The sequence below is a fragment of the Streptomyces glaucosporus genome, assembly GCF_039533345.1.
In the GTDB taxonomy this organism is placed as follows: domain Bacteria; phylum Actinomycetota; class Actinomycetes; order Streptomycetales; family Streptomycetaceae; genus Streptomyces; species Streptomyces glaucosporus.
On record NZ_BAAATJ010000008.1, the window covers coordinates 172,410 to 198,659 of the forward strand.

The following is a 26,250-nucleotide window of genomic DNA, read 5'->3' on the forward strand; positions in this document are numbered from 1 at the left end:
CCTCACATCCGGAAGACGCCGTAGCCGGGCGCCGCGGGATCCTTCTCGGGCAGTGGCGCGTTGGCGCAGGCCGTCAGCGCCAGACCCAGCACCGTGCGGGTCTCCAGCGGGTCGATCACGCCGTCGTCCCACAGCCGCGCGGTCGCGTAGTAGGCGTTGCCCTGGGTCTCGTACTGCGCGCGGACCGGGGCCTTGAACGCCTCCTCCTCCTCGGCGCTCCACTCCTCGCCGCGCGCCTCCAGCTGGTCGCGCTTGACGGTGGCGAGCACCGAGGCGGCCTGCTCGCCGCCCATCACCGAGATCTTCGCGTTGGGCCACATCCACAGGAAGCGGGGCGAGTAGGCCCGGCCGCACATGGAGTAGTTGCCCGCGCCGTAGGAGCCGCCGACGACCACGGTCAGTTTGGGCACCCGTGCGCAGGCGACGGCCGTCACCATCTTGGCGCCGTTCTTGGCGATGCCGCCCGCCTCGTACTGGCGGCCCACCATGAAGCCCGAGATGTTCTGCAGGAACAGCAGCGGGATGCCGCGCTGGTCGCACAGTTCGATGAAGTGCGCGCCCTTGAGGGCGGACTCGGAGAACAGGATGCCGTTGTTGGCGACGATCCCGACCGGGTGGCCGTGGATGCGGGCGAAGCCCGTCACCAGCGTCGTCCCGTACTCGGCCTTGAACTCCGCGAACCGCGAGCCGTCCACGACGCGGGCGATGACCTCGCGCACGTCGTAGGGGGTGCGCGAGTCGACCGGGACCGCGGCGTAGAGCCCGGCCGGGTCGACCTTCGGCTCCTCCACGGGCTCCACCGGCCACGGCAGCGGGCCGCGCCGGGGGAGGGTGGAGACGATCTGCCGCACGATCCGCAGGGCGTGGGCGTCGTCCTCGGCGAGGTGGTCGGTCACCCCGGAGGTGCGGGAGTGGACCTCGCCGCCGCCCAGCTCCTCGGCCGTGACCACCTCGCCGGTGGCCGCCTTCACCAGGGGCGGGCCGCCCAGGAAGATCGTGCCCTGGTTCCGCACGATCACGGCCTCGTCGCTCATCGCGGGGACGTACGCCCCGCCCGCCGTGCACGAGCCCAGCACCGCCGCTATCTGCGGGATGCCGGCGCCGGACATCCGCGCCTGGTTGTAGAAGATCCGCCCGAAGTGCTCCCGGTCGGGGAAGACCTCGTCCTGCATCGGCAGGAAGGCGCCGCCCGAGTCCACCAGGTACACGCACGGCAGGCGGTTCTCCAGGGCCACCTCCTGGGCCCGCAGGTGCTTCTTGACCGTCATCGGGTAGTAGGTGCCGCCCTTGACGGTGGCGTCGTTGGCGACGATCACCACCTCGCGCCCCGACACCCGGCCGATCCCGGCGATCACGCCCGCGGCCGGCGCCTGCCCGTCGTACATCCCGTCCGCCGCCAGCGGAGCCAGCTCCAGGAAGGGCGAACCCGGGTCCAGCAGGGCGTCCACGCGGTCGCGCGGCAGCAGCTTGCCGCGTGCGACGTGCCGCGCCCGGGCCCGTTCGCCGCCGCCCAGCCGGGCCGCGGCGAGCTTCTCCCGCAACCGGGCGGCCAGCTCGCGGTGCGCCGCCTCGTTCGCCCGGGCCGCCTCGGACGCCGGGTCCACGGTGCTGACCAGCGGAGGTGCCTGCTGCATGCCCTTCGAGCCCCCTTGCTCGGTTAGTGAGCGTTAACCTCGCCATCAGGTTAACGTCCGCTAACCCGGCTGTCTACAATTCCTTCATGAGCAGCAGGACCGACGCCCCCACCCGCCGCGAGCAGATCCTCGGCGAGGCCGCCCGACTGTTCGCCGAGCGCGGCTTCCACGGCGTCGGCGTGGACGAGATAGGCGCGGCGGTCGGCATCAGCGGTCCGGGCCTCTACCGCCACTTCGCGGGCAAGGACGCGATGCTCGCGGAACTGCTGGTCGGCATCAGCGAGCGGCTGTACACGGGCGGGCGCAGGTGCCTGGCGGAGTCGGCCGGGGCCGGGCTCGGGCCGGAGGCCGCCCTGGACGCGCTCATCGACCGCCACATCGACTTCGCCCTCGACGACCGGGCCCTGATCACCCTCCACGACCGGGAGCTGGACCGGCTGCGCGACAGCGACCGCAAGCTGGTGCGGCAGCTCCAGCGCCAGTACGTGGAACTGTGGGTGGGGGTGGTCCGCGAGGTCCACCCGGCGCTGCCGGAGAAGGAGGCCCGCGCCTCGGTCCACGCCGTCTTCGGCCTGCTGAACTCCACGCCCCACCTGAGCCGTCCCTCGGCCCTCCCGGACCGCGCGACGACGGCCGCCCTCCTCCACCGGCTGGCCCGCGGCGCCTTCGCCGCCGCGGCGGACGGCGCGCGGAACGCGGACGGCGCCGCGGGGGCATGACTCCGCGCACACTCGCGGACAACCTGGCGGACCCCTCTGGACAGTCGAACGGACTCTTGGGTAGCTTGCGCTGAGCAAGCGCTTAGTTTCCGGCCCCAGGAGGCGATGACATGCGTCGCACGGTGTTCAACGAGGACCACGAGGCGTTCCGGGAGACCATCCGCGACTTCATCGCCGCCGAGGTCGTGCCCCACTACGACGAGTGGGAGAAGCAGGGCTACGTCCCCCGCGACTTCTACCTGAAGCTCGGCGAGCTGGGCGTCTTCGGCATCGAGGTGCCCGAGGAGTACGGCGGCGCCGGCGAGACCAGCTTCAAGTACAACGCGATCATCTCCGAGGAGACCGCCCGCGCCGGCGTCAGCTTCGGCGGCTCCGGCGTCCACACCGCGCTGTGCCTGCCCTACCTGCTGAAGTACGCCACCGAGGAGCAGAAGCGCCGCTGGCTGCCGCCCTTCGTCACCGGCGAGATGATGACCGCCATCGCCATGACCGAGCCCGGCACCGGCTCGGACCTGGCCGGGATGAAGACCACCGCCAGGCTGTCCGAGGACGGCACGCACTACATCCTCAACGGCGCCAAGACCTTCATCACCGGCGGGGTGCAGGCCGACCGCGTCCTGGTCTGCTGCCGCACCGCCCCGCCCTCCCCGGAGGACCGGCGCTCGGGCATCTCCATCCTGGTCGTGGACACCAGGAGCGAGGGGTACGCCGTCGGCCGCAACCTCGACAAGCTGGGCCTGAAGTCCTCCGACACCGCCGAGCTGTCCTTCACCGACGTCAAGGTCCCCGTCGAGGACCTCCTGGGCGAGGAGGGCAAGGCGTTCTCCTACCTCACCCACAACCTCCCGCAGGAGCGCCTGGGCATCGCGGTGGGCGCCTACGCCCAGGCCGCGGCGGCCGTCCGCTTCGCCCACGACTACGTCAAGGACCGCACGGTCTTCGGCAAGCCGGTGGCCTCCTTCCAGAACACCAAGTTCGTGCTCGCCGACTGCAAGTCCGACGTGGACGCCATGCAGGCCGTCGTGGACCGGGCCCTGGATGCGCTGGACGCCGGGGAGCTGACCCCCGCCGACGCCGCCTCGGTCAAGCTGTTCACCACCGAGACGGCGGCGAAGGTCATCGACAAGTGCCTCCAGCTCCACGGCGGTTACGGCTACATGCGGGAGTACCCGATCTCCCGCCTCTACGCCGACACCCGCGTCACCCGCATCTACGGCGGCACCAGCGAGGTCATGCGGTCCATCATCGCCAAGTCCATGGGCCTGTGAGGCGGGACCGCGCGAAGGACCGCACGAAGGACCGCACCACCGTGAACACAGCCGGAAACAGCGGCGGGGGCGCCGGGCGGGCGCCCCTGCACGACCTGCTCGACCTGCTCGACCTGGAGCGGGTGGACCGCGACATCTTCCGCGGCGAGAGCCGTTCCGCCGTCGTCCCCCGGGTCTTCGGCGGGCAGGTCGCCGCGCAGGCGCTCGTCGCGGCCTCCCGCACGGCCCCCGAGGACCGGCTCGCCCACTCGCTGCACGCGTACTTCCTGCGCCCCGGCGACCCGGCGGCGCCCATCGTCTACACCGTGGACCGCATCCGCGACGGGCGCTCCTTCACCACCCGCCGCGTGGTCGCCGTCCAGCACGGACGGCCGATCTTCCACCTGTCCGCGTCCTTCCAGACGGACGAGGAGGGGCTGGAGCACCAGGAGCCGATGCCCGACGTCCCGGACCCGGAGACGCTGACGCCCTCGGCCGAGCTGCTGCCGCGCCACGCCCACCTCTTCTCCGACCCGGGCGTGGCCGACCGCCTCGCCGAGGCGCGGGCGCCGGTCGACCTGCGGTACGTCGACGATCCGCCGTACCTGACGGCCGGCCGGCCGCGCGAACCGCGCTCGCGGATCTGGTTCCGCGTCAACGGCAAGCTGGACGGCGACCTCGACCGGCCGACGCTCCACCAGTGCCTGGCGGCCTACGTCTCCGACATGAGCCTGCTCGAACCCGTCCTCCTCGCCCACGGCCGCGGCGGCTGGACGGTCGGCGACGTGGTGGGCGCGAGCCTGGACCACGCGATGTGGTTCCACCGCCCCTTCCGCGTGGACGACTGGCTGCTGTACGACCAGGAGAGCCCCACCTCCCAGTCCGGCCGCGGACTGGGCCGCGGCCGGATCTTCACCGCCGACGGGCGGCTGGCGATCACGGTGATGCAGGAGGGCGTGGTGCGGGTGCCGCGCGGCTGAGGCCGCGCGGACGGGCCGGGAAGCCGGGAGGCCGGCCCGTCCCGCCCGCTCACTCCGGTGCCCCGCCGCCGGTGCCGGCAGGGCCGTCGGCGGGGTCGGGTCCGTCGTCGAAGCGGCGCGCGGAGGCGTCCGCCTGGGCGAGGCGCCGCATGGCGGCGATGACCTTGTCGCCGAGGAGCGTGCCGACGACCACGCCCTCCACGAGGCTGTCCCGGTCCGTCCGGCCGGACACGTACTCCAGGTCCGCCCGGGCGATGAGCTCCGCGGCGTCCGCGTAGGCCTCCACGACCCGCTCGAAGAAGTCCCCGTGTCCGACGCGGGCCATCGCCGCGACGGCCTCGACGAGGGACTGGGCGGCGGAGCGGCGGGGGTTCACCCGCCAGCCGCGCCGGGCGACGAGGGCCTCGACCTCCGCCCGCGCGGCCGCCGTCTCCTCGTCGTCCCCGCCGCCCTCGCTGCCGTCCTCGCCGTCCTCCCCGGCCTCCTCGCCGCCCTTGCCACTCCTGTCGCCGCCCCTGCCGGCGCTCCCGCCGGCGCCGTGCCCCGCGATGCTGCCGGTCGTCATCCCGAGCACCGCGTGCACCGGCCGTGACGGGTCGTCGATCGCCGCGAGCACGTCCGCCACCGCGGCCACGGAGAGGCCGCCGATGCCGATCAGCGCGCGGATCAGCCGCAGTCTGCGCTCGTGCTCCTCGTCGTAGTGCGCCTGGTTGGGGCTGGTGAGACGGCCCGGCGGCAGCAGGCCCTCCCGCACGTAGAACTTGATCGTCGGTACGGACACCCCGGTCCTGCGGCTCAGCTCGCCGATGCGCACGGTCGCGCTCCCTCCTGGCGCCCCGCGGGATACGCCCATGCCAGACCCTTGCCAGAACACTCCCCATCCTAGATAGTTCCACTATCCGATAGCGGATAGTGCCGCTATCTATAACCTCTCTGGGGTCCTCATGTCCTTAGCGCGTCAGGCGCTCGCCTGGCACCGGCCGCTGATGCTGTTCGCCGCCGCCATGTCCGTCCTCGCGGTGGTCTCGGCCGTGGGAACGGCGGTCGACGACCGGGTCCTGGTCGGTGCTCCGATCTGGTCCAAGCCGCTGAAGTTCTCGGTCTCGTTCGCCGCCTACTGCATGACGTTCGCGTGGACGCTCTCGCTGCTCACCCGGTGGCGCCGCGCGGGCTGGTGGGCCGGGACGGTGGTCGCCGCGGCCTCGGCGGTCGAGATGGCGGTCATCGTCCTCCAGACCGTCCGGGGCAGGCGCAGCCACTTCAACGTCGAAACCGCCTTCGACCAGACGCTGTTCGGCGTCATGGGCGCGACCGTCGTCGTGCTGTGGTCCGGCACCCTCGTCATCGCCCTGCTGCTGTTCCGGTCGCTGTCGGCCGGCCGGGCCGCCGCCTGGGCGGTCCGGCTCGGCGCGGTGCTCGCCCTGGCCGGCGCGGGGCTCGGCTTCCTGATGACGCGGCCCACTCCGGAACAGCGGGCCGCCATGGAACGGGGAGCGGTGGACGCGGTCGGCGCGCACAGCGTGGGCGTTCCGGACGGCGGGCCCTCGATGCCGCTCACCGGCTGGTCGACGACCGGCGGCGATCTGAGGATCCCCCACTTCGTCGGCATGCACGCGCTCCAGGCGCTCCCGCTGCTCCTGCTGGCGCTCCTGGCCCTCGCGCCGTACTTCCCGCGCCTGCGGCACGAGGACGTCCGGCTGCGGCTGGTCCTGGTGGGCGCGGTCGTGTACGCCGCCGTGTTCGGCCTCGTCACCTGGCAGGCCCTGCGCGGGCAGCCGCTGACGCACCCGGACGGCCTCACCCTCGGCGCGGCCGCCGCCGTCGCCGCCGCGGGATGCGCCGGGGTCCGGTACGCCCTGCGCACGCCTTCCGCCCCGGCCTCCGTCCCGCCTCCGCGGCGGCTCCGGTCCGGGAGCGGGGCCCTGGGCGAGAGCGAGAAGGAGACCGTGGCATGACCGGCTTCCTCTTCGAGCTCTCCTTCTGGCTGGCGGCCCCGGTCTGGCTGCTGATGATCTTCGCTCCGGGATGGGGCCCGACGCACCGGATCGCGGCCTCCCCGCTGACGGTGGTGCCGATCCTGCTCGTCTACTCGGCGCTCGTCCCGTCCGTCCTGCCGGAACTGTGGGCGGCGGTCGGCAGCCCCGGACTCGACGAGTTCCGGGAGCTGACGGCCCTCGCCGACGGAGCCGCGGCCGTCTGGGCGCAGGTCATCGCCTGGGACCTGCTCGTCGGCCAGTGGATGTTCCGCGAGGGGCGCAGGCTCGGCGTGCACCCGCTGGCCATGGGGCCGCTGCTGGTGCTGACGATCCTGCTGTCGCCCTTCGGTGTGCTGATCTTCCTCGCCCTGCGGGCGCTGCTCGCACGGAGGGGCAGGTCCGGGACGGGCGGGGACGCCTCGGGCCGGGAGGAGAGCACTCAGGGCCGTTCCAGCTCCCGGACCGGCACCGGCCGCTGATCCGGCGTCACCGGACCCACCGGCGTGTCCCTGGCCGCCCGGACGGCGGACCGCACCGCCCGCGCCCCGTACCACCGCGTCAGCGGGGCGGCCGGGGAACCGCCCGCCCCGGTGAAGCCGCGGGCGGTGAACTCCCGGTGGGCGGCGGGCCGCCGGCGGGGCCGGGCGGCGTGCCGCGCGTCGACGCGCGCCCCGTCGGTGACCGCCGAGCGGGCTGCGGAACACCTGGCGCCGGCGCCGGGGCGGCTCCCGCCGCCGGGCGGCCGGATCACGCCTTCCGCGCTACGCGGGCGTCAGACCCGCCGCGTCCAGCAGGTACGCCGTCATCGGCTCGTAGTAGCGCGGGTTGACCACGTGGTCGTCCAGGGGGACGGTGACGGCGAGGGTGCCCTCCGCCTCGCCGATGAACAGCGCCGGGTCGTTGCAGTCCGCGAAGCCGATGGTGAGGATGCCGCGCTGCGCCGCGCAGCCCGCCCAGCCGTGGTCGGCGAAGACCAGGTCCGGCAGCGGCTCGCCCTCCCGCTGGAGGGCGTCCAGGATCGCGGTCATCGGCTCGGGGGAGTGGGTGTGCCACAGCGAGGCCCCGCGCTCGTGCATCGCGATGTCCGCGAGCTGCACCACCACGCCCTGGTCCGCGATCAGGCCCAGCGGCACCCGGACGATCTCGCACCCGGCCAGGCGCAGCGCGTTCGCCACCCGGCTGTGCAGGTCGATCAGCGCGCCCGGGTGGCCGGTGGCGAACAGCACCCGGTGACCGGCCTCGGCCGACTTGCGGAGCTGGGCCGCGGCCCGGTCCAGGGCGGCGACCGTCAGTTCCGGGTCGATGGTGTCCTGGCCGTGGCGGTGCTCGGGGTCGTCGACGACGCCGCAGCGCTCGGCCATCACCGCCAGCACGTCCTGCTCGTCGGCCCACCGCTCGCCCAGCTCCAGGCCCAGCCAGTAGTGCCGGTCACCGTTGGCGAGTCTGCGGTAGTGGTCCAGGTTGTTCTCCCGGGGCGTGGCGACGTCGCCCGCGATGCGGGTGCGGACGAGGTGCTCGATCAGCTCGGCGCGGGTGGGGGCGGCGGGGGTTATCGGCATGGGGGCATTGTCCCCCGCACACGCCCGCGGGGGCGATCGGCTTCCGGGTGACCGGCGCGGCGGCCGCCTGTACGGACCGTACAAAAGGCTCCGCCGGACTGTCGTCCCAGGCCATGTGTCCGAGCCCGGTCCGCCCCTACCCTCGACCGCATGACCACCGACCAGCAGCCCCGTGGCCCCGTCGACTCCTCCCGCGTCCCGCGCTTCGCCGGCCCGGCGACCTTCGCCCGGCTGCCGCGCCTGGACGAGGTGGGAGGCCGTACCGACATCGCGGTCGTCGGCGTGCCGTTCGACTCCGGCGTCTCCTACCGTCCCGGCGCCCGCTTCGGCGGCAACGCCGTCCGCGAGGCGTCCCGTCTGCTGCGCCCCTACAACCCGGCCCAGGACGCCTCGCCCTTCGCGCTCGCCCAGGTGGCCGACGCCGGGGACATCGCCGCCAACCCGTTCGACATCCACGAGGCGGTCGAGGCCGTCGAGGCGGCCGCCGGAGACCTGCTGGACACCGGCGCCCGCCTGATGACCCTCGGCGGAGACCACACCATCGCCCTGCCGCTGCTGCGCGCGGTGGCGCGCAGGCACGGCCCGGTCGCGCTGCTCCACTTCGACGCCCACCTGGACACCTGGGACACCTACTTCGGCGCCGAGTACACCCACGGCACCCCGTTCCGCCGGGCGGTGGAGGAGGGCATCCTCGACACCGAGGCCCTCTGCCACGTCGGCACCCGCGGCCCGCTGTACGGCAAGCAGGACCTCACCGACGACGCGAAGATGGGCTTCGGCATCGTCACCTCCGCCGACGTGATGCGGCGCGGCGTGGACGAGGTGGCCGACCAGCTGCGGCAGCGCATCGGCGGCCGGCCGCTGTACGTCTCCATCGACATCGACGTCCTGGACCCGGCCCACGCACCGGGCACCGGCACCCCCGAGGCCGGCGGCCTGACCTCCCGCGAGCTGCTGGAGATCCTGCGCGGTCTGGCCGGCTGCAACCTGGTCTCCGCCGACCTGGTGGAGGTCGCCCCCGCCTACGACCACGCCGAGATCACCTCGGTCGCCGCCTCCCACACCGCCTACGAGCTGACCACGCTCATGGCGCGCCGGATCGCGGAGGAGCGGGCGTAGCACCGCGCCGGACGGAACCCGGGCACCGGCGGAAAGGTTGCCGGAAGGTTGCGGGAGCAACCGCTTTCGCCGGACGGACGGGGAAGAGGCCGCGCCGCCCGGCGGAGCCGTGTGCCCGGGGCGGCACCGGATGGGTTTCGGCCGTCTTTGGCGCGGGGCGCGCCGGGCCGTACGCGGGTCGTGCCGGGATCGGACGACGTCGGCCGCCGCAACACCGCTGGTTGCCGGGGGACGCGTCCGGCGTCGAGGGGGAATGGGGGCATCACGAAGTGCCACTATTTTAATACGTAACGTTACTGAAAATGATCGATGGAGGTGCATTCCGCGCCTGTTCTCGACAGACTCGCGTTCGCTATCCGTTACACACGACGGGCGGAGGGACACGCCATGCGGAACGCGGTGAAGTGCGCCCTGGCGGGCGGCTGCCTGCTGACGGCGGGCGTGCTCGGCCCGCTGTACGGGGCGGCCCTCGCCGCGCCGGCGCCGTCGGCGCCGCGGGTGCTGGTCCTCGCGGAGGCGCCGCACCGGCCGGACGGCGGGCAGGCGTCCCCGCGGGGTGCGGCCCTCCCGTCCCCCGCGGCGCACGGCGGCCCGGTGGTCGTCGCCGCGGGCGGCGGACGCCGGGGGCACTCCCCGGACGGCGACCGCCCCGAGCCGCCGGAGCGCGGGTCCGGGAGCGGGGTGGTCCCCGCCTCCTGAAGCGATCCGGGGTTCCGGGCCCGGCCCCTTCCGGAACCCCGTACGACGGCCGGTGCGCCGTGCACGCCCGGGACAGGCGGCGCGAGCGTTCACCGGCGGGTCCCGCGGTCCCTCCTCGCCGCGGGGCGGGCCGGACGAGCGGACGGGAGACGGCGAGCTGGTCCTGTGGGGGGTGCCGGCACACCGCCGCCCGTCGACGCCGCGGCCCACCGGGGGCGCGGTCCGGAGAGAATGCCTGGCTCTCCGGACCGCGCCCCTTCGCCGTTCGCCGGCGGTGCGCCCGCCGCTCCCGCGGAGGCCGCACCGGTCCCGGACCGGAGTGACCTCTCCCACTTCCCGCCGCCGGGATGAAACACCCGTCCGGGCGCGTTGGATCATTGCGGCTCTGTCAACACAGGGCTGTGCGCGGTCACGCACGGCGACGGACGGTCAGCGGGAGGTAACCGGAGTGGTGGGCACGGAAGCGGGGGAGACCGGGGACGAACGGCGGCCCGGCTGGGCACGGCGGCTGACGGCGTACTGCCTGCGCTACCGCCGCAACGTGTGGCTGTCCCTGGGCGCCTCGCTCGCCGGGATGGCCGTGATGGCGCTCGTGCCCCTGATCACCAAGGAGGTCATCGACGGCATCGTCGAGGACGACGGCGGTGACCTCGGGCTGTGGATCGGGCTGCTGGCCGCCGCCGCGGTGGTGGTGTACGGGCTGACGTACGTGCGCCGCTTCTACGGCGGCAGACTCGCGCTCGACGTCCAGCACGACCTGCGCACCGAGATGTACGACTCCCTGGTCCGCCTCGACGGGCGGAGACAGGACGAGCTGTCCACCGGGCAGGTCGTCGGGCGGGCCACCGGCGACCTCCAGCTCGTCCAGGGCCTGCTCTTCATGATGCCGATGATGATCGGCAACGTGCTGCTCTTCGCGGTCTCCCTGGTGGTGATGGTCACCCTCTCCCCGCTGCTGACGCTGGTGGCGCTGGCCGTCGCGCCCGCGCTGGCGTTCATCGCGCAGCGCAGCCGCACCCGGCTCTTCCCCGCCACCTGGTACGCCCAGAGCCAGGCCGGGGGCGTGGCCGGGGTGGTGGACGGGGCCGTCACCGGCGTACGGGTGGTCAAGGGCTTCGGACAGGAGGAGCAGGAGACCGGCAAGCTGCGCGGCGCGAGCCGCGAGCTGTTCGCCGCGCGGCTGCGGACGGTGAAGCTCAACGCGCGCTACACCCCCGCCCTCCAGGCCGTCCCCGCGCTCGGCCAGGTGGCGATGCTCGCCCTCGGCGGCTGGATGGCCACCCGCGGCCAGATCACCCTGGGCACCTTCGTCGCCTTCTCCACCTACCTCGCCCAGCTCGTCGGGCCGGTGCGGATGCTCACCATGGTGCTGACGGTCGGCCAGCAGGCCCGGGCCGGCGTCGAGCGCGTCCTGGAACTGATCGACGCCGAGCCGGCCATCCGCGAGCGCGAGGACGCCCGCGAGCTGCCCGCCGACGCCCCCGCCACCGTCGAGTTCGACCGCGTGGGCTTCGCCTACGACACCGGCCCCGGCGCGCGGCCCGTGTTGGAGGACTTCTCGCTGCGCATCTCACCGGGCGAGACCGTCGCCGTCGTCGGCACCTCCGGAAGCGGCAAGTCCACCGTCTCGCTGCTGCTGCCGCGCTTCTACGACGTGACCGAGGGCGCGGTGCGGATCGGCGGCCACGACGTGCGCGACCTGACCTTCGACTCGCTCCGCGCGGCCATCGGCCTGGTCCCCGAGGACAGCTTCCTGTTCTCCGACACCATCCGCGCCAACATCGCCTACGGCCGCCCCGACGCCACCGACGAGCAGGTGCGGGCCGCGGCGCGCGCCGCCCAGGCCGACGGCTTCATCTCCGAGCTGCCGAACGGCTACGACACCGAGGTCGGCGAGCACGGCCTGACCCTCTCCGGCGGCCAGCGGCAGCGCATCGCCCTGGCCCGCGCCATCGTCTCCGACCCCCGCCTGCTCGTCCTGGACGACGCCACCTCCGCCGTGGACGCCCGGGTCGAGCACGAGATCCACGAGGCGCTGCGCGGTGTGATGGCGGGCCGCACCACCCTGCTGATCGCCCACCGCCGCTCCACCCTCTCCCTGGCCGACCGCATCGCCGTCCTCGACGGCGGGCGTCTGGTGGACATCGGCACCGACGCCGAGCTCCAGGAGCGCTGCGAGCTGTACCGCCGGCTGCTCAGCGACCCGGACGAGCTGGGGGACGTCGAACGCGACCCGGCCGGCCTGGCGGCCCGGTCCGGCTCCGCGCCGGACGGCGGCAGCGGGGGAGACGGCGGGGACGACGGCCGGGTGGACGGCGTCACCCCCTCCCTGTGGAAGCGGGAGGGCGACCCCGAGGAGCGAGCGGGCGCCGGCGGCGCCGCGGCCCCGCCCGCCGCGGGCGGCGGGCCGGGCATGGCGGGGGTCCTGGCCGGCAGCCCGGCCACTCCCGACCTGCTCGCCAAGGTGGCCGCCCTGCCGCCGGCCACCGACGCCCCCGACATCGACGAGGAGCGCGCCGCCGCCCCCGAGACGTCCTACGGCCTGCGGCACCTGCTGCGCGGCTTCCGCGGGCCGCTGCTGCTGAGTCTGGCGCTGGTCGTCGCCGACGCCGTGGCCGGCCTGCTGCTGCCCGTCCTCGTCCGGCACGGCATCGACGAGGGCGTCCAGCGGGTGGCGATCGGCGCGGTGTGGACCGCCTCCGCCCTGGCGCTGCTGGTCGTGATCGCCCAGTGGGCCGCGCAGGTCGGCGAGACCCGCGCCATCGGCCGCACCGGCGAGCGGATCCTCTACACCCTCCGCGTCAAGATCTTCGCCCACCTCCAGCGGCTCGGGCTCGACTACTACGAGCGCGAGCTGACCGGGAAGATCATGACCCGGATGACCACGGACGTGGACGCCCTGACGACCTTCCTGCAGACCGGCCTGGTCCAGGCCGTCGTGGCGCTGCTGACCTTCTTCGGCATCATGGTCGTCCTCGTCGTGATCGACGCCGGCCTGGCGCTGGTGGTCCTGGCGACCCTGCCGCCGCTGGTGATCGGCACGATCGTCTTCCGCCGCCAGAGCCTGAAGGCGTACGAGCTGGCGCGCGAACGCGTCAGCGGCGTCAACGCCGCCCTCCAGGAGAGCGTCGCGGGCCTGCGGATCGTGCAGGCGTTCCGCCGCGAGCACCGGGACTCCCGCCGCTTCGCCGAGCGCAGCGACGGCTACCGGCAGGCGCGCGTCCGCGGCCAGTGGCTGATCTCGGTCTACTTCCCCTTCATCCAGTTCCTCGCCTCCCTGGCCACCGCCGCCGTCCTGGTCGTGGGCGCGAACCGGGTGGGCGACGGCACGCTGACGGCGGGCGCGCTGGTGGCGTACCTGCTCTACATCGAGCTGTTCTTCGCCCCCGTGCAGCAGCTCTCGCAGGTCTTCGACGGCTACCAGCAGGCGGTCGTCTCCCTCGGCCGCGTCCAGGAACTGCTGCGCGAGCCGACGACGACGCCCCCGCCCGCCCGGCCCCGCGAGGTGGAGGCGCTGCGCGGCGAGATCGTCTTCGACGACGTGCGCTTCCGCTACGGCAACCGGGACGGGAACGCCGGGGACGGCGCGGACGGCGGCGAGGACGCGCTGTCCGGCGTCGACCTGACGATCCCCGCCGGGCAGACGGTCGCCTTCGTCGGCGAGACGGGCGCGGGCAAGTCCACGCTGGTCAAGCTGGTCGCCCGGTTCTACGACCCGACCTCGGGCGCCGTCCGCGTGGACGGGGTGGACCTGCGCGAGATGGACCTGACCGCCTACCGGCGCCGCCTCGGCGTGGTGCCGCAGGAGCCGTACCTCTTCCCGGGAACCGTCCGCGACGCCATCGCCTACGGCCGTCCCGACGCCACCGACGCCGAGGTGGAGGCGGCGGCGCGGGCGGTCGGCGCGCACGACATGATCGCGACCCTCTCCGGCGGCTACCTCCACCCGGTGGCCGAACGCGGCCGGAACCTCTCGGCCGGGCAGCGGCAGCTCATCGCCCTGGCCCGCGCCGAGCTGGTCCGGCCCGACGTCCTGCTGCTGGACGAGGCCACCGCCGCGCTCGACCTGGCGACGGAGGCCCTGGTCAACGAGGCCACCGACCGGCTGGCGGGCCGCCGCACCACCCTGGTCGTCGCCCACCGCCTGACCACGGCCGCCCGCGCCGACCGGGTGGTGGTCCTGGACCACGGCCGGGTGGTGGAGGACGGCACCCACGCCGAGCTGCTGGAGCGCGGCGGACGGTACGCCGAGCTGTGGCGCACCTACGTGGGGGAGACGGAGCCCGCGGCTGCGTGAGAGCGGCGCCGCCGAGCGCGCCCCTTTGCCGGGGGCGCTCGGCGGCGGTTGCGCGGGTGGTTCCGCGCCGTGCGCTGGTTGCCGCGCCGGTGGTTGCCGCGCCGGTGGTTTCCGGTCCAGCGGGCCATCACCTCCTGCGGGTCGCCGGACCCGGTCTCCGCCAGGAAGCGCCGGGCGCGGTCGCCGCGCAGGGTGGCGGCCGTCCGGCCGTGGTGGGTGACGACGACCGTGCCGTCCTCGTACCGGCGCCGGTCGAATCCGTGGGGTCGGGGCATGGCGGGAACGGCACGGTCCGGGGCGGCGGTGCGCAGCCGGATGTCCGCCGGCGGTCCGCGGCGGCGAGCGCAGGTCCGCGGGGCCGCGCGGCACGGGGAGTCCGCCGCGGTGGCCGCGGGGCCGCACGAGCCGTACGAGCCGTACGAGCCGCACGAGCCAGATGAGCCCAATGGGGTCTGGCGGGGCGTGTGGTGCGGCGGATAGGTTCACGGCGTTTTGTGGACGAGCCCAGGGGAGGGCACATGCGCAAGGCGTTCAGAGCGCTGCTGACGTCGCTGGCGCTGATCGGCGCCACCGGCGCCGGCGGCGTGTCGGCGGGAGCCGCCACCGCGGCCGAGGCCGACACCGCCGGCATCTCCGACACCCCCGACATCGAGGACCGCATCCTCGCGATACCGGGGATGAGCCTGATAGAGGAGAAGCCGGTCGAGGGATACCGCTTCTTCGTGCTGAACTACCGCCAGCCCGTCGACCACCGCAAACCCTGGAAGGGAACCTTCCAGCAGCGGCTGACGGTGCTCCACAGGGACGACGACCGGCCCACCGTCTTCCACACCTCCGGCTACGGCCTGAACACCAACCCGGCGCGCAGCGAGCCGACGCGGATCGTCGACGGCAACCAGGTCTCCATGGAGTACCGGTTCTTCACTCCGTCGCGTCCTCAGCCCGCCGACTGGTCCAAGCTCGACATCTGGCAGGCGGCCAGCGACCAGCACAGGATCTTCCGCGCCCTGAAGAGGATCTACGACGAGGAGTGGATCTCCACCGGCGGCAGCAAGGGCGGCATGACGGCCACCTACTACCGCCGCTTCTACCCGGACGACATGGACGGCACGGTCGCCTACGTCGCGCCCAACGACGTGAACGACAAGGAGGACTCGGCCTACGACGAGTTCTTCGCCACCGTCTCCACCGAGGAGTGCCGCGAGAGGCTGAACGCCGTGCAGCGCGAGGTCTTCGTGCGCCGCGACGAACTCGTGGACCGCTACGAGGCCTGGGCCGAGCGGGAGGGCCGCACCTTCGAGGTGGTCGGCAGCGCCGACAAGGCGTTCGAGAACGTCGGCCTGGACCTGGTGTGGGCCTGGTGGCAGTACGGCTCCGAGGCCGACTGCGACGAGGTCCCGCCGGCGAGCGCGAGCACCGACGAGCTGTACGAGTTCGTCGACCAGGTGTCGGGCTTCGCGTTCTACACCGACCAGGGGCTGGAGTACTACACGCCGTACTACTACCAGGCGGGCACCCAGCTCGGCTCGCCGACGTTCGCCACCCCGCACCTGAAGGGGCTGCTGCGCCACCCGGGCATCTACGAGCCGCGCTCCTACGTGCCGCGCGACATCCCGATGAGCTTCGACCGGAAGGCCATGCGCGACATCGACAGGTGGGTGCGCACGGACGCCGAGCGGATGCTGTTCGTCTACGGCGAGAACGACCCGTGGGGCGCGGAGCCCTTCCGTCTGGGCCGCGGCAGTGAGGACTCCCACGTCTTCACCGCGCCGGGCGCCAACCACGGCGCGAACATCGCCGCGCTGGAGGAGGACGACCGGGCCGTCGCCACCGCCGCCCTGCTGGAGTGGGCCGGTCTGGAGGCCGGTGCCGGAGCGGCGGCCGAGCGGAAGGCGGCGCCGCTCGCGCCGTACGACGCGAAGCTCGACAAGGCGGAGAAGGACGAGCGGCGGATGCTGCGCCCGTAGAGGGACGCGGATCGCCCGAGTGGACGGCGGGCGCGGCCGGGGAAGTCCGGCCGCGCCCGCCGTCCGTTCGGGGCGCGGTCAGGCACGCGGGTGGAAGACGAACAGCAGCCCTCCGCCGTCGGCGTCCGGCGAGAAGCCCCCGGCCTTCCTCAGGGACAGGAACGGGACCTCGGTCCCCTAGGGCAGCGCCTCGGTCTCACCCGTGTCGAGGGGGACGGTGACGTAGGCGAGATCGGTGGTCCGGTCCCCTCCGGTCAGGCCGTAGGCGGTGCCGTCGTCGCCGACGGACAGCAGCCGGATCCCCTTGCGCTCCTCGGTCTCCGCGAAGCAGTACGCCTTCTTCCGCTCGAGGTCGAAGTCGAGGGGGCCTGCGACGGCGTAGCGGCTGTCCGGGGACAGGACGGGGGCCTCCGGCTCGTCCACCCGGCAGGGCGTGGACACCTCCAGTTTCCCGGTCTTCAGGTCGTGGACGGCCACCACGGCGGCGATGATCGTCCTCACGGTCCGCACCGCGTGCCTCCGCGGGCAGGGGGCGGCGTTCCCGGCCGATCCCCCCATCGATCGTTCAGGTCACCCGAAGACTATCGAGCGCCCCGCAGGGCCGGTGCGGCGCTCCGGGGAGCGGGCGCGTCAACCCCCCTGCGGCAGGCCTCAGTTGACGCGCGGGGGCGCGGTGGAGGCGCGGGCCATCAGCTCGGTGCGGACGGTCGCCACGCCGCCGGGGGGCGCCGACTCGCGGCCCAGCGCCAGCCGCCCGGCGCGGGCGCCGGCCTCGTGGAGGGGGATGCGGACGGTGGTCAGGGCCGGGGCGGCGTCCGCGCTGAAGGGGAGGTCGTCGAAGCCCGCCACGGAGATGTCCTCGGGGATGCGCAGGCCCTGGTCGCGGAGGGCGGCGCAGACGCCGAGGGCGACGGTGTCGTTGGCGGCCAGGACGGCCGTCAGGTCCGGTGCGCGGCGCAGCAGTTCCAGGGCGCCGTCGTAACCGGAGGAGCGGTCGTAGGCGCCGTGCACGGTGAGGCGGTCGGAGGCGGCGAGGAGCTGCGGGTCGTGGTCGGCCAGGGCCGCCCGGTGGCCCTCCAGCCGGTGCCGGGTGGTGGTCCGCTCGACCGGGCCGGCGACGTAGCCGATGCGGCGGTGGCCGAGGGCGAGGAGGTGCTCGGTCAGCCGGCGGGCGCCGCCGCGGTTGTCGAAGGCGACGGTGATCGGCGCGGTGGAGTCGCCGGTCTCCTCCCCGTCGGCTCCGTCGGCTCCGTCGGCCCTCCCGGTGGCGGCCTCGGGCAGCGGCGGTCTGCCGCACAGCACGATCCGGGTGCCGGCCTCGGTGAGCCGGCGCAGCCGGGCGGCCAGGGCGGTGGTGTGCTTCTCGTCCTCGACGGCGCTTCCGGTGAGGACCACGGCGGCGGCGCGCTGGCGCTGGAGGAGGGTGAGGTAGGTCAGCTCGCGCTCGGGGGAGCCGCCGGTGTTGCACACGACGGCCAGTTTCCCGCCGGCCTTCTCCGGTCCCATCTCCGACTGGACGGCGCTTGCCATGATGCCGAAGAACGGGTCGGCGATGTCGTTGACGAGGACGCCGACGAGGTCGGAGGTGGAGGCGGCCAGCGCGCTGGCCGGCCCGTTGACGACGTACTCCAGCTCCTCCACCGCGCGCAGGACGCGGCTCCGGGTGGCGCCCGCCACCGGGTAGTTGCCGCTCAGTACGCGTGAGACGGTCGCGGCCGAGACCCCGGCCCGGGCCGCCACATCCGCCAGCGTCACTGCCATTCCGTCCTCCGGTGCGGTTCTTGTCTGCGGGTCTTGTCGTGAGTGCTGTGGGCAGGCTAGCTTGCCCTCAGATAGAAAGCGCTTTCTAAAGCGAGAGGGAAACGCTCATGACACGCAGGGTCGTACGGATCGCCATGAACGGCGTCACCGGCCGGATGGGATACCGCCAGCATCTGGTCCGCTCCATCCTCGCCATCCGCGAGCAGGGGGGACTGGACCTCGGCAACGGTGACGTGCTGTGGCCCGAGCCCGTCCTCGTGGGGCGCCGCGAGCACGCGCTGAAGGCCCTCGCCGAGCGCCACGGGCTCGACCCGGCGGCCGTGAGCTGCGACCTCGACGCCGTCCTGGCCGACGAGAGCATCGACATCTACTTCGACGCCCAGGTCACCTCCGCCCGCGAGGCCGCCATCCGCAAGGCCATCGCGGCGGGCAAGCACGTCTACACCGAGAAGCCCACCGCCACCGGCCTGGAGGGCGCCCTGGAGCTGGCCCGGCTCGCCCGCGACGCCGGCATCAAGCACGGCGTGGTGCAGGACAAGCTCTTCCTGCCGGGCCTGCTCAAGCTCAAGCGGCTGATCGACGGCGGCTTCTTCGGCCGGATCCTCTCGGTCCGCGGCGAGTTCGGCTACTGGGTCTTCGAGGGCGACTGGCAGCAGGCGCAGCGCCCCTCGTGGAACTACCGCGCCGAGGACGGCGGCGGCATCGTCGTCGACATGTTCCCCCACTGGGAGTACGTGCTCCACGAGCTGTTCGGCCCGGTGCGCACCGTCCAGGCCGTCACCGCCACCCACATCCCGCAGCGCTGGGACGAGCACGGCAAGCCCTACCAGGCGACCGCCGACGACGCCGCGTACGGCATCTTCCAGCTGGAGGGCGGCGTCGTCGCCCAGATCAACTCCTCCTGGACCGTGCGCGTCAACCGCGACGAGCTGGTGGAGTTCCAGGTCGACGGCACCGAGGGCTCGGCGGTCGCGGGCCTGCGCACCTGCCGCGTCCAGCACCGCTCCGTCACCCCGAAGCCGGTGTGGAACCCGGACCTGCCCGTCACCGAGGCCTTCCGCGACCAGTGGCAGGAGGTGCCGGACAACGAGGAGTTCGACAACGGGTTCAAGGCCCAGTGGGAGCTGTTCCTGCGCCACGTCGTGCTGGACGAGCCCTACACCTGGGACCTGCTGGCCGGCGCCCGCGGCGTCCAGCTCGCCGAGCTGGGCCTGGCCTCGGCCGCCGAGGGCCGCCGCCTCGACGTTCCGGAGCTGAGCCTGTGATCCGCCTCCCCGACCTCTCCGGCGCCCTGCGCGAGTACACCCCCCGCACCGAGTCCGCGCTCCCCGCGGCCGGGGGTCCGCCGCTGGTCTCCCGCACGGTGTTCTCCGCCGCCCACGTCGTCGCCGACCCCCTGGCCGACACCACGCCCGACGGCCCGGCCGCCGTGGACTGGGACGCCACGCTCGCCTTCCGCCGCCACCTGTGGTCCCACGGGCTGGGCGTCGCCGAGGCGATGGACACCGCCCAGCGCGGCATGGGCCTGGACTGGCCCACCGCCGCCGAACTGATCCGCCGCTCGGCCGCCGAGGCCGCCGCCTGCGGAGGCCGCATCGCCTGCGGCGTCGGCACCGACCAGCTCACCGGGTCCGCCGGTTCCCTGGACGGGATCCGCGCCGCCTACGAGGAGCAGCTCGCCGTGGTGGAGGAGGCCGGCGCCCAGGCGATCGTGATGGCCTCCCGCGCCCTGGCCGCCGCCGCCCGGGGCCCCGAGGACTACGTCGAGCTCTACGGGCGGCTGCTGCGCCAGGCGTCCGAGCCGGTGATCCTCCACTGGCTCGGCCCGATGTTCGACCCGGCGCTGACCGGCTACTGGGGCAGCAAGGACCTGGACGCCGCCACCGAGACCTTCCTGGCGGTCATCGCCGAGAACCCCGACAAGGTCGACGGCGTCAAGATCTCGCTGCTGGACGCGGGCCGCGAGGTGGACCTGCGCCGCCGCCTCCCCAACGGGGTGCGCTGCTACACCGGCGACGACTTCAACTACCCCGAGCTGATCGAGGGCGACGACCGCGGCTTCAGCCACGCCCTGCTGGGCATCTTCGACCCGCTGGGCCCGCTGGCCGCCGAGGCCGTCCGGGTGCTGGACACCGGCGACCCGGCCGGCTTCCGCAAGCTGCTGGACCCCACCGTCGAGCTGTCCCGCCACCTGTTCCAGGCGCCCACCCGCTACTACAAGACCGGCGTGGTGTTCCTGGCCTGGCTGGCCGGGCACCAGGACCACTTCGCCATGGTCGGCGGCCTCCAGTCCGCGCGCTCGCTGCCCCACCTGGCGCGGGCGTACGAGCTGGCCGACTCCCTCGGGCTGTTCCCCGACCCGGCCCTGGCCGAGGCCCGGATGCGGCAGCTCCTGGCGGTGTACGGGGTGACGGCATGACCCTGTTCGCCGACAGCGGCACCGCCCGCTTCTCCATCAACCAGGAGACCGTCAAGCAGCTCCCCCTGCCGGACCTGGCCAGGGCGTGCGCCGAACTGGGCGTCGGCGGCGTCGGCCTGTGGCGCGCGCCCGTCCAGGAGTACGGGGTGGAGGCCACGGCCCGCCTGATGGCGGACGAGGGACTGACGGTCACCAGCCTGTGCCGGGGCGGCTTCCTCACCGCCGCCGACCCGGAGGAGCGCGGCAGGGCGCTCGACGACAACCGGGCGGCCGTCGACGAGGCCGCCGGGATCGGCACCGACACCCTGGTGATGGTCTCCGGCGGTCTGCCGCCCGGCGACCGGGACCTCCACGGCGCCCGGGAGCGGGTCGCCGACGCGCTGGCCGAACTGGCCCCCTACGCGGCCGAACGCGGGGTGCGGCTGGCCATCGAGCCGCTGCACCCGATGTTCGCCTCGGACCGCTGTGTGGTCTCCACCCTCGGCCAGGCCCTCGACCTGGCCGAACGGTTCCCGGCCGAGCAGGTCGGCGTGGTCGTGGACACCTACCACCTCTGGTGGGACGACCGGGCGCCCGCCGGGATCGCCCGGGCGGGCGAGGGCGGACGCATCGCCGCCTTCCAGGTCGCGGACTGGTGCACCCCGCTCCCGGCCGGCGTCCTGCTGGGCCGGGGCCAGCTCGGCGACGGCTCGGTCGACTTCCGCGCCTGGCGGAAGCTGGTCGACGAGGCCGGGTACACGGGCTGGACGGAGGTGGAGATCTTCAACGAGGCGCTGTGGGCCCGCGACGGACGCGAGGCCCTCGCGGAGACGGCGGAGCGCTTCCGCGCCCACGTGCTGTAGCCCGCGTGCCGTGACCGGAGCGCGCGCCGGCACAGGCCGCGTGCGCCCGGACACCCCTGAACCGCCGACGTGGTGGACCCTGTCGCGCCCGGTCCGCGTCGGCCCGCCGCCGTCGCCTCCCGCACGCGGGAGGCGACGGCGGCGTCACTTCCCGCCCCGGTCCTGCTCGGAGCCCTCCGCGTCCCCGCGGCCACCCTCGGCCTGGGAAGGCGTCGGGCCCCGGCCGCCGGACTTCCCGGTCCGCCCGGACTTCTCCGGCTTCCCGGCCTTCTCGGCGGAGTGCCGCTCGCTCAGCCCACGGGTCTGGTCGACACCCTCGTCGTCGTCCCGCTCGCCCTCGGCCTGGGATGGCGTCCACCCGCTCATGCGCCGCCTCCTTCTCTGCTCTGGTCCGCCGGCGGCAGCCGGACGGTCGGTCAGTGGGTCGCAGCGCTTGCCGGGTACCCAGCCGGCCGCCGAATCCACCCGGCCGCACGGGCCGGCGCGGGCCGCCGGGAAATCCTCGGAAAAAATCATGTTCGGCCGTGCAACCGTTCCGGGGGCTCGCGGGTCATAGCTGGTGTCGGTCGCACCGGGGGGGTGACGGGGGAGACCGACGGGGGGCACGAGGGGTCCGGCCGCGGCCGGACCCCTCGTAAACGTTCGGCCCCGGGCGCGGGCCCTCCCTCCGGGGGCCCCGGCGCCGGGGCGACACCGGATCGTGACCCGCGGGCGGGCGTCCCGTCGCCCACCGGGCCGCCCGATTGTCGGCGCCCGGCGTTACGGTCTGTGACATGTCCTTCCAACCCGCCGTGCTCGAGGGAGTCCTCGAGCGCATCACCTACGCCAACGAGGAGAACGGCTACACGGTGGCCCGGGTCGACACCGGGCGCGGCGGCGGCGAGCTGCTCACCGTCGTCGGCTCGCTGCTCGGCGCGCAGGTGGGGGAGTCGCTGCGGATGGAGGGCCGCTGGGGCTCCCACCCGCAGTACGGCCGCCAGTTCCACGTCGAGAACTACACGACGGTGCTGCCCGCCACCGTCCAGGGCATCCGGCGCTACCTGGGTTCCGGCCTGATCAAGGGCATCGGCCCGAAGATCGCCGAGCGGATCGTGGACCACTTCGGCCTGGAGACGCTGGAGGTCATCGAGAACGCGCCGGAGCGGCTGATCGAGGTGCCCGGCCTCGGCCCGAAGCGGACGAAGCTGATCGGCGCCGCCTGGGAGGAGCAGAAGGCCATCAAGGAGGTGATGGTCTTCCTCCAGGGCGTGGGCGTCTCCACCTCGATCGCGGTGCGCATCTACAAGAAGTACGGCGACGCCTCGATCTCGGTGGTGCGGAACCAGCCCTACCGGCTGGCCGCCGACGTGTGGGGCATCGGCTTCCTCACCGCCGACCGCATCGCCCAGGCCGTGGGCATCCCGCACGACAGCCCCGACAGGGTCAAGGCCGGGCTGCAGTACGCGCTGTCGCAGTCCGCCGACCAGGGGCACTGCTACCTGCCGGAGGAGCGGCTGATCTCCGACACCGTCAAGCTGCTCCAGGTGGACACGGGCCTGGTCATCGAGTGCCTGGACGAGCTGGCGGGCGAGGAGGAGGGGGTGGTGCGCGAGCGCGTCCCCGACGCGGAGCACCCCGAGGGGACGGTCACGGCGGTCTACCTGGTGCCCTTCCACCGGGCCGAGCTCTCCCTGGCGGGCCAGCTGCTGCGGCTGCTGCGCACCGGGGAGGACCGCCTCCCCGCCTTCCGGGACGTGGACTGGGAGGCGGCCCTGTCCTGGCTGGCGAAGCGCACCGGCGCCGAACTGGCCCCCGAGCAGGAGGCCGCGGTGCGGCTGGCGCTGACCGAGAAGGTCGCGGTGCTCACCGGCGGCCCCGGCTGCGGCAAGTCCTTCACCGTGCGGTCGGTGGTGGAGCTGGCGCGGGCCAAGAGGGCGAAGGTGGTGCTGGCCGCGCCCACCGGCCGGGCGGCCAAGCGGCTGTCGGAGCTGACCGGCGCCGAGGCGTCCACCGTCCACCGGCTGCTGGAGCTCAAACCCGGCGGGGACGCCGCGTACGACCGGGACAGGCCGCTGGACGCCGACCTGGTGGTGGTGGACGAGGCGTCGATGCTCGACCTGCTGCTCGCCAACAAGCTGATCAAGGCCGTGCCGCCCGGCGCCCACCTGCTGCTGGTGGGGGACGTGGACCAGTTGCCGTCGGTGGGCGCCGGCGAGGTGCTGCGGGACCTGCTCGCCGAGGGCGGCCCGGTCCCGGCGGTGCGGCTGACGAGGATCTTCCGGCAGGCCCAGCAGTCCGGTGTGGTGACCAACGCCCACCGCATCAACTCGGGGGTCCCGCCGATCACCCAGGGCCTGTCGGACTTCTTCCTCTTCGTGGAGGAGGACACCGAGGAGGCCGGGCGGCTGACCGTGGACGTGGCGACGCGGCGCATCCCCGCCAGGTTCGGCCTCGACCCGCGCCGCGACGTGCAGGTGCTCACTCCGATGCACCGCGGCCCGGCCGGCGCGGGCACCCTGAACGGCCTGCTCCAGCAGGCCATCACCCCCGCCCGGCCCGACCTTCCGGAAAAGCGCTTCGGCGGACGGGTTTTCCGGGTGGGCGACAAGGTGACTCAGGTTCGCAACAACTACGAGAAGGGAGCCAACGGGGTCTTCAACGGCACGGTGGGCGTGGTCACGTCCCTGAGCCCGGAGGAGCAGCGGCTGACCGTGCGGACCGACGAGGACGAGGAGATCGCGTATGACTTCGACGAACTGGACGAACTCGCGCACGCCTACGCGGTGACCATCCACCGCTCACAGGGCAGCGAGTACCCGGCGGTGGTCGTTCCGGTCACCACCGGGGCCTGGATGATGCTGCAGCGCAACCTGCTCTACACGGCCGTGACGAGGGCGAAGCGCCTCGTGGTGCTGGTGGGCTCCCGGAGGGCCATCGGTCAGGCCGTTCGGACGGTCTCGGCGGGGCGGCGCTGCACCGCTCTGGACCATCGATTGCGCGGCACGCCACACCCCGCGTAGCTTTCCGGAGGCACTCCGTGCCACCCGAGAGCCCGCTGATCGACCCCGAGTGCACCGCACGGCACCGGATGGGAGAGAGTGGGAAGAGGACAGGGCACTCGAAGAAGAGGCACTACGTCGGTGAGGGATGACGTGAGCGACAACTCTGTAGTACTGCGGTACGGGGATGGCGAGTACAGCCTTCCGCTGGTGGAGAGCACTGTCGGCGACAGTGGCTTCGACATCTCCAAGCTGCGCGCCCAGACCGGTCTGGTGACCCTGGACTCCGGTTACGGCAACACCGCCGCGTACAAATCGGCGATCACCTTCCTCGACGGTGAGAAAGGCATCCTCCGCTACCGGGGCTACCCGATCGAGCAGCTCGCCGAGCACGGCACGTTCCTCGAGACGGCGTACCTGCTGATCAACGGCGAGCTGCCCACCGTCGACCAGCTGAACGAGTTCAGGACCGAGATCACCCAGCACACCCTGCTGCACGAGGACGTCAAGCGGTTCTACGACGGCTTCCCCCGTGACGCGCACCCCATGGCGATGCTGTCCTCCGTGGTCAGCGCGCTGTCCACCTTCTACCAGGACAGCCACAACCCGTTCGACGAGAAGCAGCGCCACCTCTCCACCATCCGCCTGCTGGCCAAGCTGCCCACGATCGCGGCCTACGCGTACAAGAAGTCGGTGGGCCACCCGGTGGTCTACCCGCGCAACGACCTGGGCTACGTCGAGAACTTCCTGCGCATGACCTTCGCGGTCCCGGCGGAGGAGTACGAGCTGAACCCGGTCGTGGTGAACGCCCTGGACAAGCTCCTCATCCTCCACGCGGACCACGAGCAGAACTGCTCGACCTCCACCGTCCGCCTGGTCGGCTCCTCCCAGGCGAACATGTTCGCCTCCATCTCCGCGGGCATCAGCGCCCTGTGGGGCCCGCTCCACGGCGGCGCCAACCAGGCGGTGCTGGAGATGCTGGAGCGCATCCGGGCCGAGGGCAGCGACGTCGACTCCTTCATCCGCCGGGTGAAGAACAAGGAGGACGGCGTCCGGCTGATGGGCTTCGGTCACCGCGTCTACAAGAGCTTCGACCCGCGGGCGAAGATCATCAAGGCGGCGGCGCACGACGTCCTCTCGGCGCTCGGCAAGTCCGACGAGCTGCTGGACATCGCGCTGAAGCTGGAGGAGCACGCGCTGGCCGACGACTACTTCGTCGAGCGCAACCTCTACCCGAACGTCGACTTCTACACCGGCCTGATCTACCGGGCCATGGGCTTCCCGACCACCATGTTCACCGTGCTGTTCGCGCTGGGCCGCCTGCCGGGCTGGATCGCCCAGTGGCACGAGATGATCAAGGAGCCGGGCTCCCGCATCGGCCGTCCGCGCCAGGTCTACACCGGTGTCGTCGAGCGCGACTACGTCCCGGTGGAGCAGCGCGGCTGACCCGTCCGGCGCCCCGCCCCCGCAGGGCCGGCCAGGACCCCGGGGCCCCGCTCCGCACGCCCGTGCGGAGCGGGGCCCCGGCGCATGCCCGCGACCGCCGGGAACGGGAAACCGGAAACGGGAAACCGGGAACGAGAACCGTGGAGAACGCGTTGAGGAAGAGTGACGCAGTTCACACGAGTGCGGGGGTAACCATCCGGGCCCCCCGCGTGTCTAAGGGGGTGGCGGTCGGTACTCCGGCGGAGCCGCCGCCGCCCGCCGTTTTCGTCTGTGGGGGACGAGGACGGTGGTCCGCGGACGATGTGCCTCGGGGGAGCTTGAGCGGCCCTCCCGCCCGTACATCGCCCGGAAGACACCCGGCCAGGATCCCGTGGGGGGAGTCCGTGACCGGGAGAAGGGGAGCGCCCCGTCGACGGGCCCGTGGGGGGACCTGTCGTGCGGGGCGCTCTCGCCTTTCCGGCCGCCTCCCCGCCCTCCGTCCGGAGCGGCCGCCGTTCCCGCGGGCCGTCAGCGGAAGGCGCGCAGGCGGAGGCTGTTGGTGACGACGAAGACGGAGGAGAAGGCCATGGCCGCTCCGGCGATCATCGGGTTGAGCAGGCCGGCGGCG

Annotated in this window: 21 protein-coding genes and 1 pseudogene; 14 read left to right on the top strand and 8 right to left on the bottom strand. The window is 73.4% G+C overall.

Features of this window, described 5'->3' with window-relative positions:
* Window positions 1–2: 2 nt before the first annotated feature.
* Window positions 3–1,634 (bottom strand): carboxyl transferase domain-containing protein, encoded by a 1,632-nt coding sequence (locus ABD358_RS11895; protein WP_344630888.1) that lies wholly within the window; start codon window positions 1,632–1,634, stop codon window positions 3–5.
* An 86-nt stretch (window positions 1,635–1,720) separates the two neighbouring features.
* Here ABD358_RS11895 and ABD358_RS11900 point away from each other — a divergent pair, with 86 nt between their 5' ends.
* The 3 genes from ABD358_RS11900 to tesB all read left to right on the top strand — a co-directional run bounded on the left by ABD358_RS11900 (window position 1,721) and on the right by tesB (window position 4,580).
* Window positions 1,721–2,353 (top strand): SACE_7040 family transcriptional regulator, encoded by a 633-nt coding sequence (locus tag ABD358_RS11900; RefSeq protein WP_344630889.1) that lies wholly within the window; start codon window positions 1,721–1,723, stop codon window positions 2,351–2,353.
* A gap of 110 nt (window positions 2,354–2,463) precedes the next feature.
* A complete protein-coding gene (locus tag ABD358_RS11905) occupies window positions 2,464–3,621 on the top strand; it encodes an acyl-CoA dehydrogenase family protein (RefSeq protein ID WP_344630890.1) in 1,158 nt (385 codons plus the stop codon).
* A gap of 41 nt (window positions 3,622–3,662) precedes the next feature.
* Complete coding sequence (gene tesB / locus ABD358_RS11910) at window positions 3,663–4,580, top strand: acyl-CoA thioesterase II (RefSeq protein ID WP_344630891.1); 918 nt, start codon at window positions 3,663–3,665, stop codon at window positions 4,578–4,580.
* Window positions 4,581–4,629: 49 nt separating this feature from the next.
* Here the strand turns inward: tesB and ABD358_RS11915 are convergent, their stop codons facing one another.
* The gene (locus tag ABD358_RS11915; RefSeq protein ID WP_344630892.1) at window positions 4,630–5,394 is read right to left on the bottom strand and encodes a MerR family transcriptional regulator; all 765 of its coding nucleotides are present in this window, start codon (window positions 5,392–5,394) and stop codon (window positions 4,630–4,632) included.
* A gap of 130 nt (window positions 5,395–5,524) precedes the next feature.
* On the opposite strand from ABD358_RS11915, the gene ABD358_RS11920 reads away from it, so the two are divergent.
* Both ABD358_RS11920 and ABD358_RS11925 read left to right on the top strand, forming a co-directional pair.
* Window positions 5,525–6,535, top strand: coding sequence for a hypothetical protein (locus tag ABD358_RS11920; RefSeq protein WP_344630893.1), 1,011 nt, complete (start codon window positions 5,525–5,527; stop codon window positions 6,533–6,535).
* On the top strand, window positions 6,532–7,035 hold the full coding sequence (locus ABD358_RS11925) for an ABA4-like family protein (RefSeq protein ID WP_344630894.1): 504 nt from the start codon (window positions 6,532–6,534) through the stop codon (window positions 7,033–7,035). The genes ABD358_RS11920 and ABD358_RS11925 overlap by 4 nt, the downstream gene beginning before the upstream one ends.
* A gap of 282 nt (window positions 7,036–7,317) precedes the next feature.
* Here ABD358_RS11925 and ABD358_RS11930 read toward each other — a convergent pair whose 3' ends face one another.
* Window positions 7,318–8,115, bottom strand: a complete 798-nt coding sequence (locus tag ABD358_RS11930) for a phosphatase (protein WP_344630895.1) — start codon at window positions 8,113–8,115, stop codon at window positions 7,318–7,320.
* Between the two features lie 150 nt (window positions 8,116–8,265).
* Here ABD358_RS11930 and speB point away from each other — a divergent pair, with 150 nt between their 5' ends.
* The 3 genes from speB (at window position 8,266) to ABD358_RS11945 (ending at window position 14,230) form a co-directional block, all read left to right on the top strand.
* A complete protein-coding gene (gene speB, locus ABD358_RS11935) occupies window positions 8,266–9,234 on the top strand; it encodes an agmatinase (protein ID WP_344630896.1) in 969 nt (322 codons plus the stop codon).
* A gap of 387 nt (window positions 9,235–9,621) precedes the next feature.
* Entirely contained in the window at window positions 9,622–9,933 is a 312-nt protein-coding gene (locus ABD358_RS11940; RefSeq protein ID WP_344630897.1) for a hypothetical protein, read from the top strand.
* 448 nt (window positions 9,934–10,381) lie between these two features.
* A complete protein-coding gene (locus ABD358_RS11945; RefSeq protein ID WP_344630898.1) occupies window positions 10,382–14,230 on the top strand; it encodes an ABC transporter ATP-binding protein in 3,849 nt (1,282 codons plus the stop codon).
* Here the strand turns inward: ABD358_RS11945 and ABD358_RS11950 are convergent.
* Window positions 14,197–14,505, bottom strand: coding sequence for a hypothetical protein (locus tag ABD358_RS11950; RefSeq protein WP_344630899.1), 309 nt, complete (start codon window positions 14,503–14,505; stop codon window positions 14,197–14,199). The genes ABD358_RS11945 and ABD358_RS11950 overlap by 34 nt on opposite strands.
* Window positions 14,506–14,748: 243 nt before the next feature.
* On the opposite strand from ABD358_RS11950, the gene ABD358_RS11955 reads away from it, so the two are divergent.
* Window positions 14,749–16,197 (top strand): S28 family serine protease, encoded by a 1,449-nt coding sequence (locus tag ABD358_RS11955; protein ID WP_344630900.1) that lies wholly within the window; start codon window positions 14,749–14,751, stop codon window positions 16,195–16,197.
* Between the two features lie 177 nt (window positions 16,198–16,374).
* Here the strand turns inward: ABD358_RS11955 and ABD358_RS11960 are convergent, their stop codons facing one another.
* Both ABD358_RS11960 and ABD358_RS11965 read right to left on the bottom strand, forming a co-directional pair.
* Entirely contained in the window at window positions 16,375–16,698 is a 324-nt protein-coding gene (locus tag ABD358_RS11960; RefSeq protein WP_344630901.1) for a hypothetical protein, read from the bottom strand.
* Window positions 16,699–16,848: 150 nt separating this feature from the next.
* The gene (locus tag ABD358_RS11965) at window positions 16,849–17,958 is read right to left on the bottom strand and encodes a LacI family DNA-binding transcriptional regulator (protein ID WP_344630902.1); all 1,110 of its coding nucleotides are present in this window, start codon (window positions 17,956–17,958) and stop codon (window positions 16,849–16,851) included.
* A 107-nt stretch (window positions 17,959–18,065) separates the two neighbouring features.
* Here ABD358_RS11965 and ABD358_RS11970 point away from each other — a divergent pair, with 107 nt between their 5' ends.
* From ABD358_RS11970 to ABD358_RS11980, 3 genes are read left to right on the top strand one after another with little or no spacing between them, the layout of a single operon-like run.
* Window positions 18,066–19,223, top strand: a complete 1,158-nt coding sequence (locus ABD358_RS11970; protein WP_344630903.1) for a Gfo/Idh/MocA family protein — start codon at window positions 18,066–18,068, stop codon at window positions 19,221–19,223.
* Entirely contained in the window at window positions 19,220–20,377 is a 1,158-nt protein-coding gene (locus ABD358_RS11975) for a dihydrodipicolinate synthase family protein (protein WP_344630904.1), read from the top strand. Before ABD358_RS11970 ends, ABD358_RS11975 begins: the two co-directional genes overlap by 4 nt.
* Entirely contained in the window at window positions 20,374–21,219 is an 846-nt protein-coding gene (locus ABD358_RS11980; protein WP_344630905.1) for a sugar phosphate isomerase/epimerase family protein, read from the top strand. Before ABD358_RS11975 ends, ABD358_RS11980 begins: the two co-directional genes overlap by 4 nt.
* Window positions 21,220–21,363: 144 nt before the next feature.
* Here the strand turns inward: ABD358_RS11980 and ABD358_RS11985 are convergent, their stop codons facing one another.
* Window positions 21,364–21,585 carry a hypothetical protein gene (locus tag ABD358_RS11985; RefSeq protein ID WP_344630906.1) on the bottom strand — a complete coding sequence of 74 codons (222 nt, stop codon included), beginning with the start codon at window positions 21,583–21,585 and terminating at the stop codon, window positions 21,364–21,366.
* A gap of 407 nt (window positions 21,586–21,992) precedes the next feature.
* Between ABD358_RS11985 and recD2 the strand changes: the two genes are divergently transcribed.
* Together recD2 and ABD358_RS11995 are read left to right on the top strand one after the other, a co-directional pair.
* Window positions 21,993–24,218 carry an SF1B family DNA helicase RecD2 gene (gene recD2 / locus ABD358_RS11990; protein ID WP_344630907.1) on the top strand — a complete coding sequence of 742 codons (2,226 nt, stop codon included), beginning with the start codon at window positions 21,993–21,995 and terminating at the stop codon, window positions 24,216–24,218.
* A 132-nt stretch (window positions 24,219–24,350) separates the two neighbouring features.
* Window positions 24,351–25,643 (top strand): citrate synthase, encoded by a 1,293-nt coding sequence (locus ABD358_RS11995; RefSeq protein ID WP_344630908.1) that lies wholly within the window; start codon window positions 24,351–24,353, stop codon window positions 25,641–25,643.
* 507 nt (window positions 25,644–26,150) lie between these two features.
* Here ABD358_RS11995 and ABD358_RS28420 read toward each other — a convergent pair.
* A pseudogene (locus ABD358_RS28420) lies at window positions 26,151–26,250 on the bottom strand (HAD-IC family P-type ATPase); the annotation flags it as partial.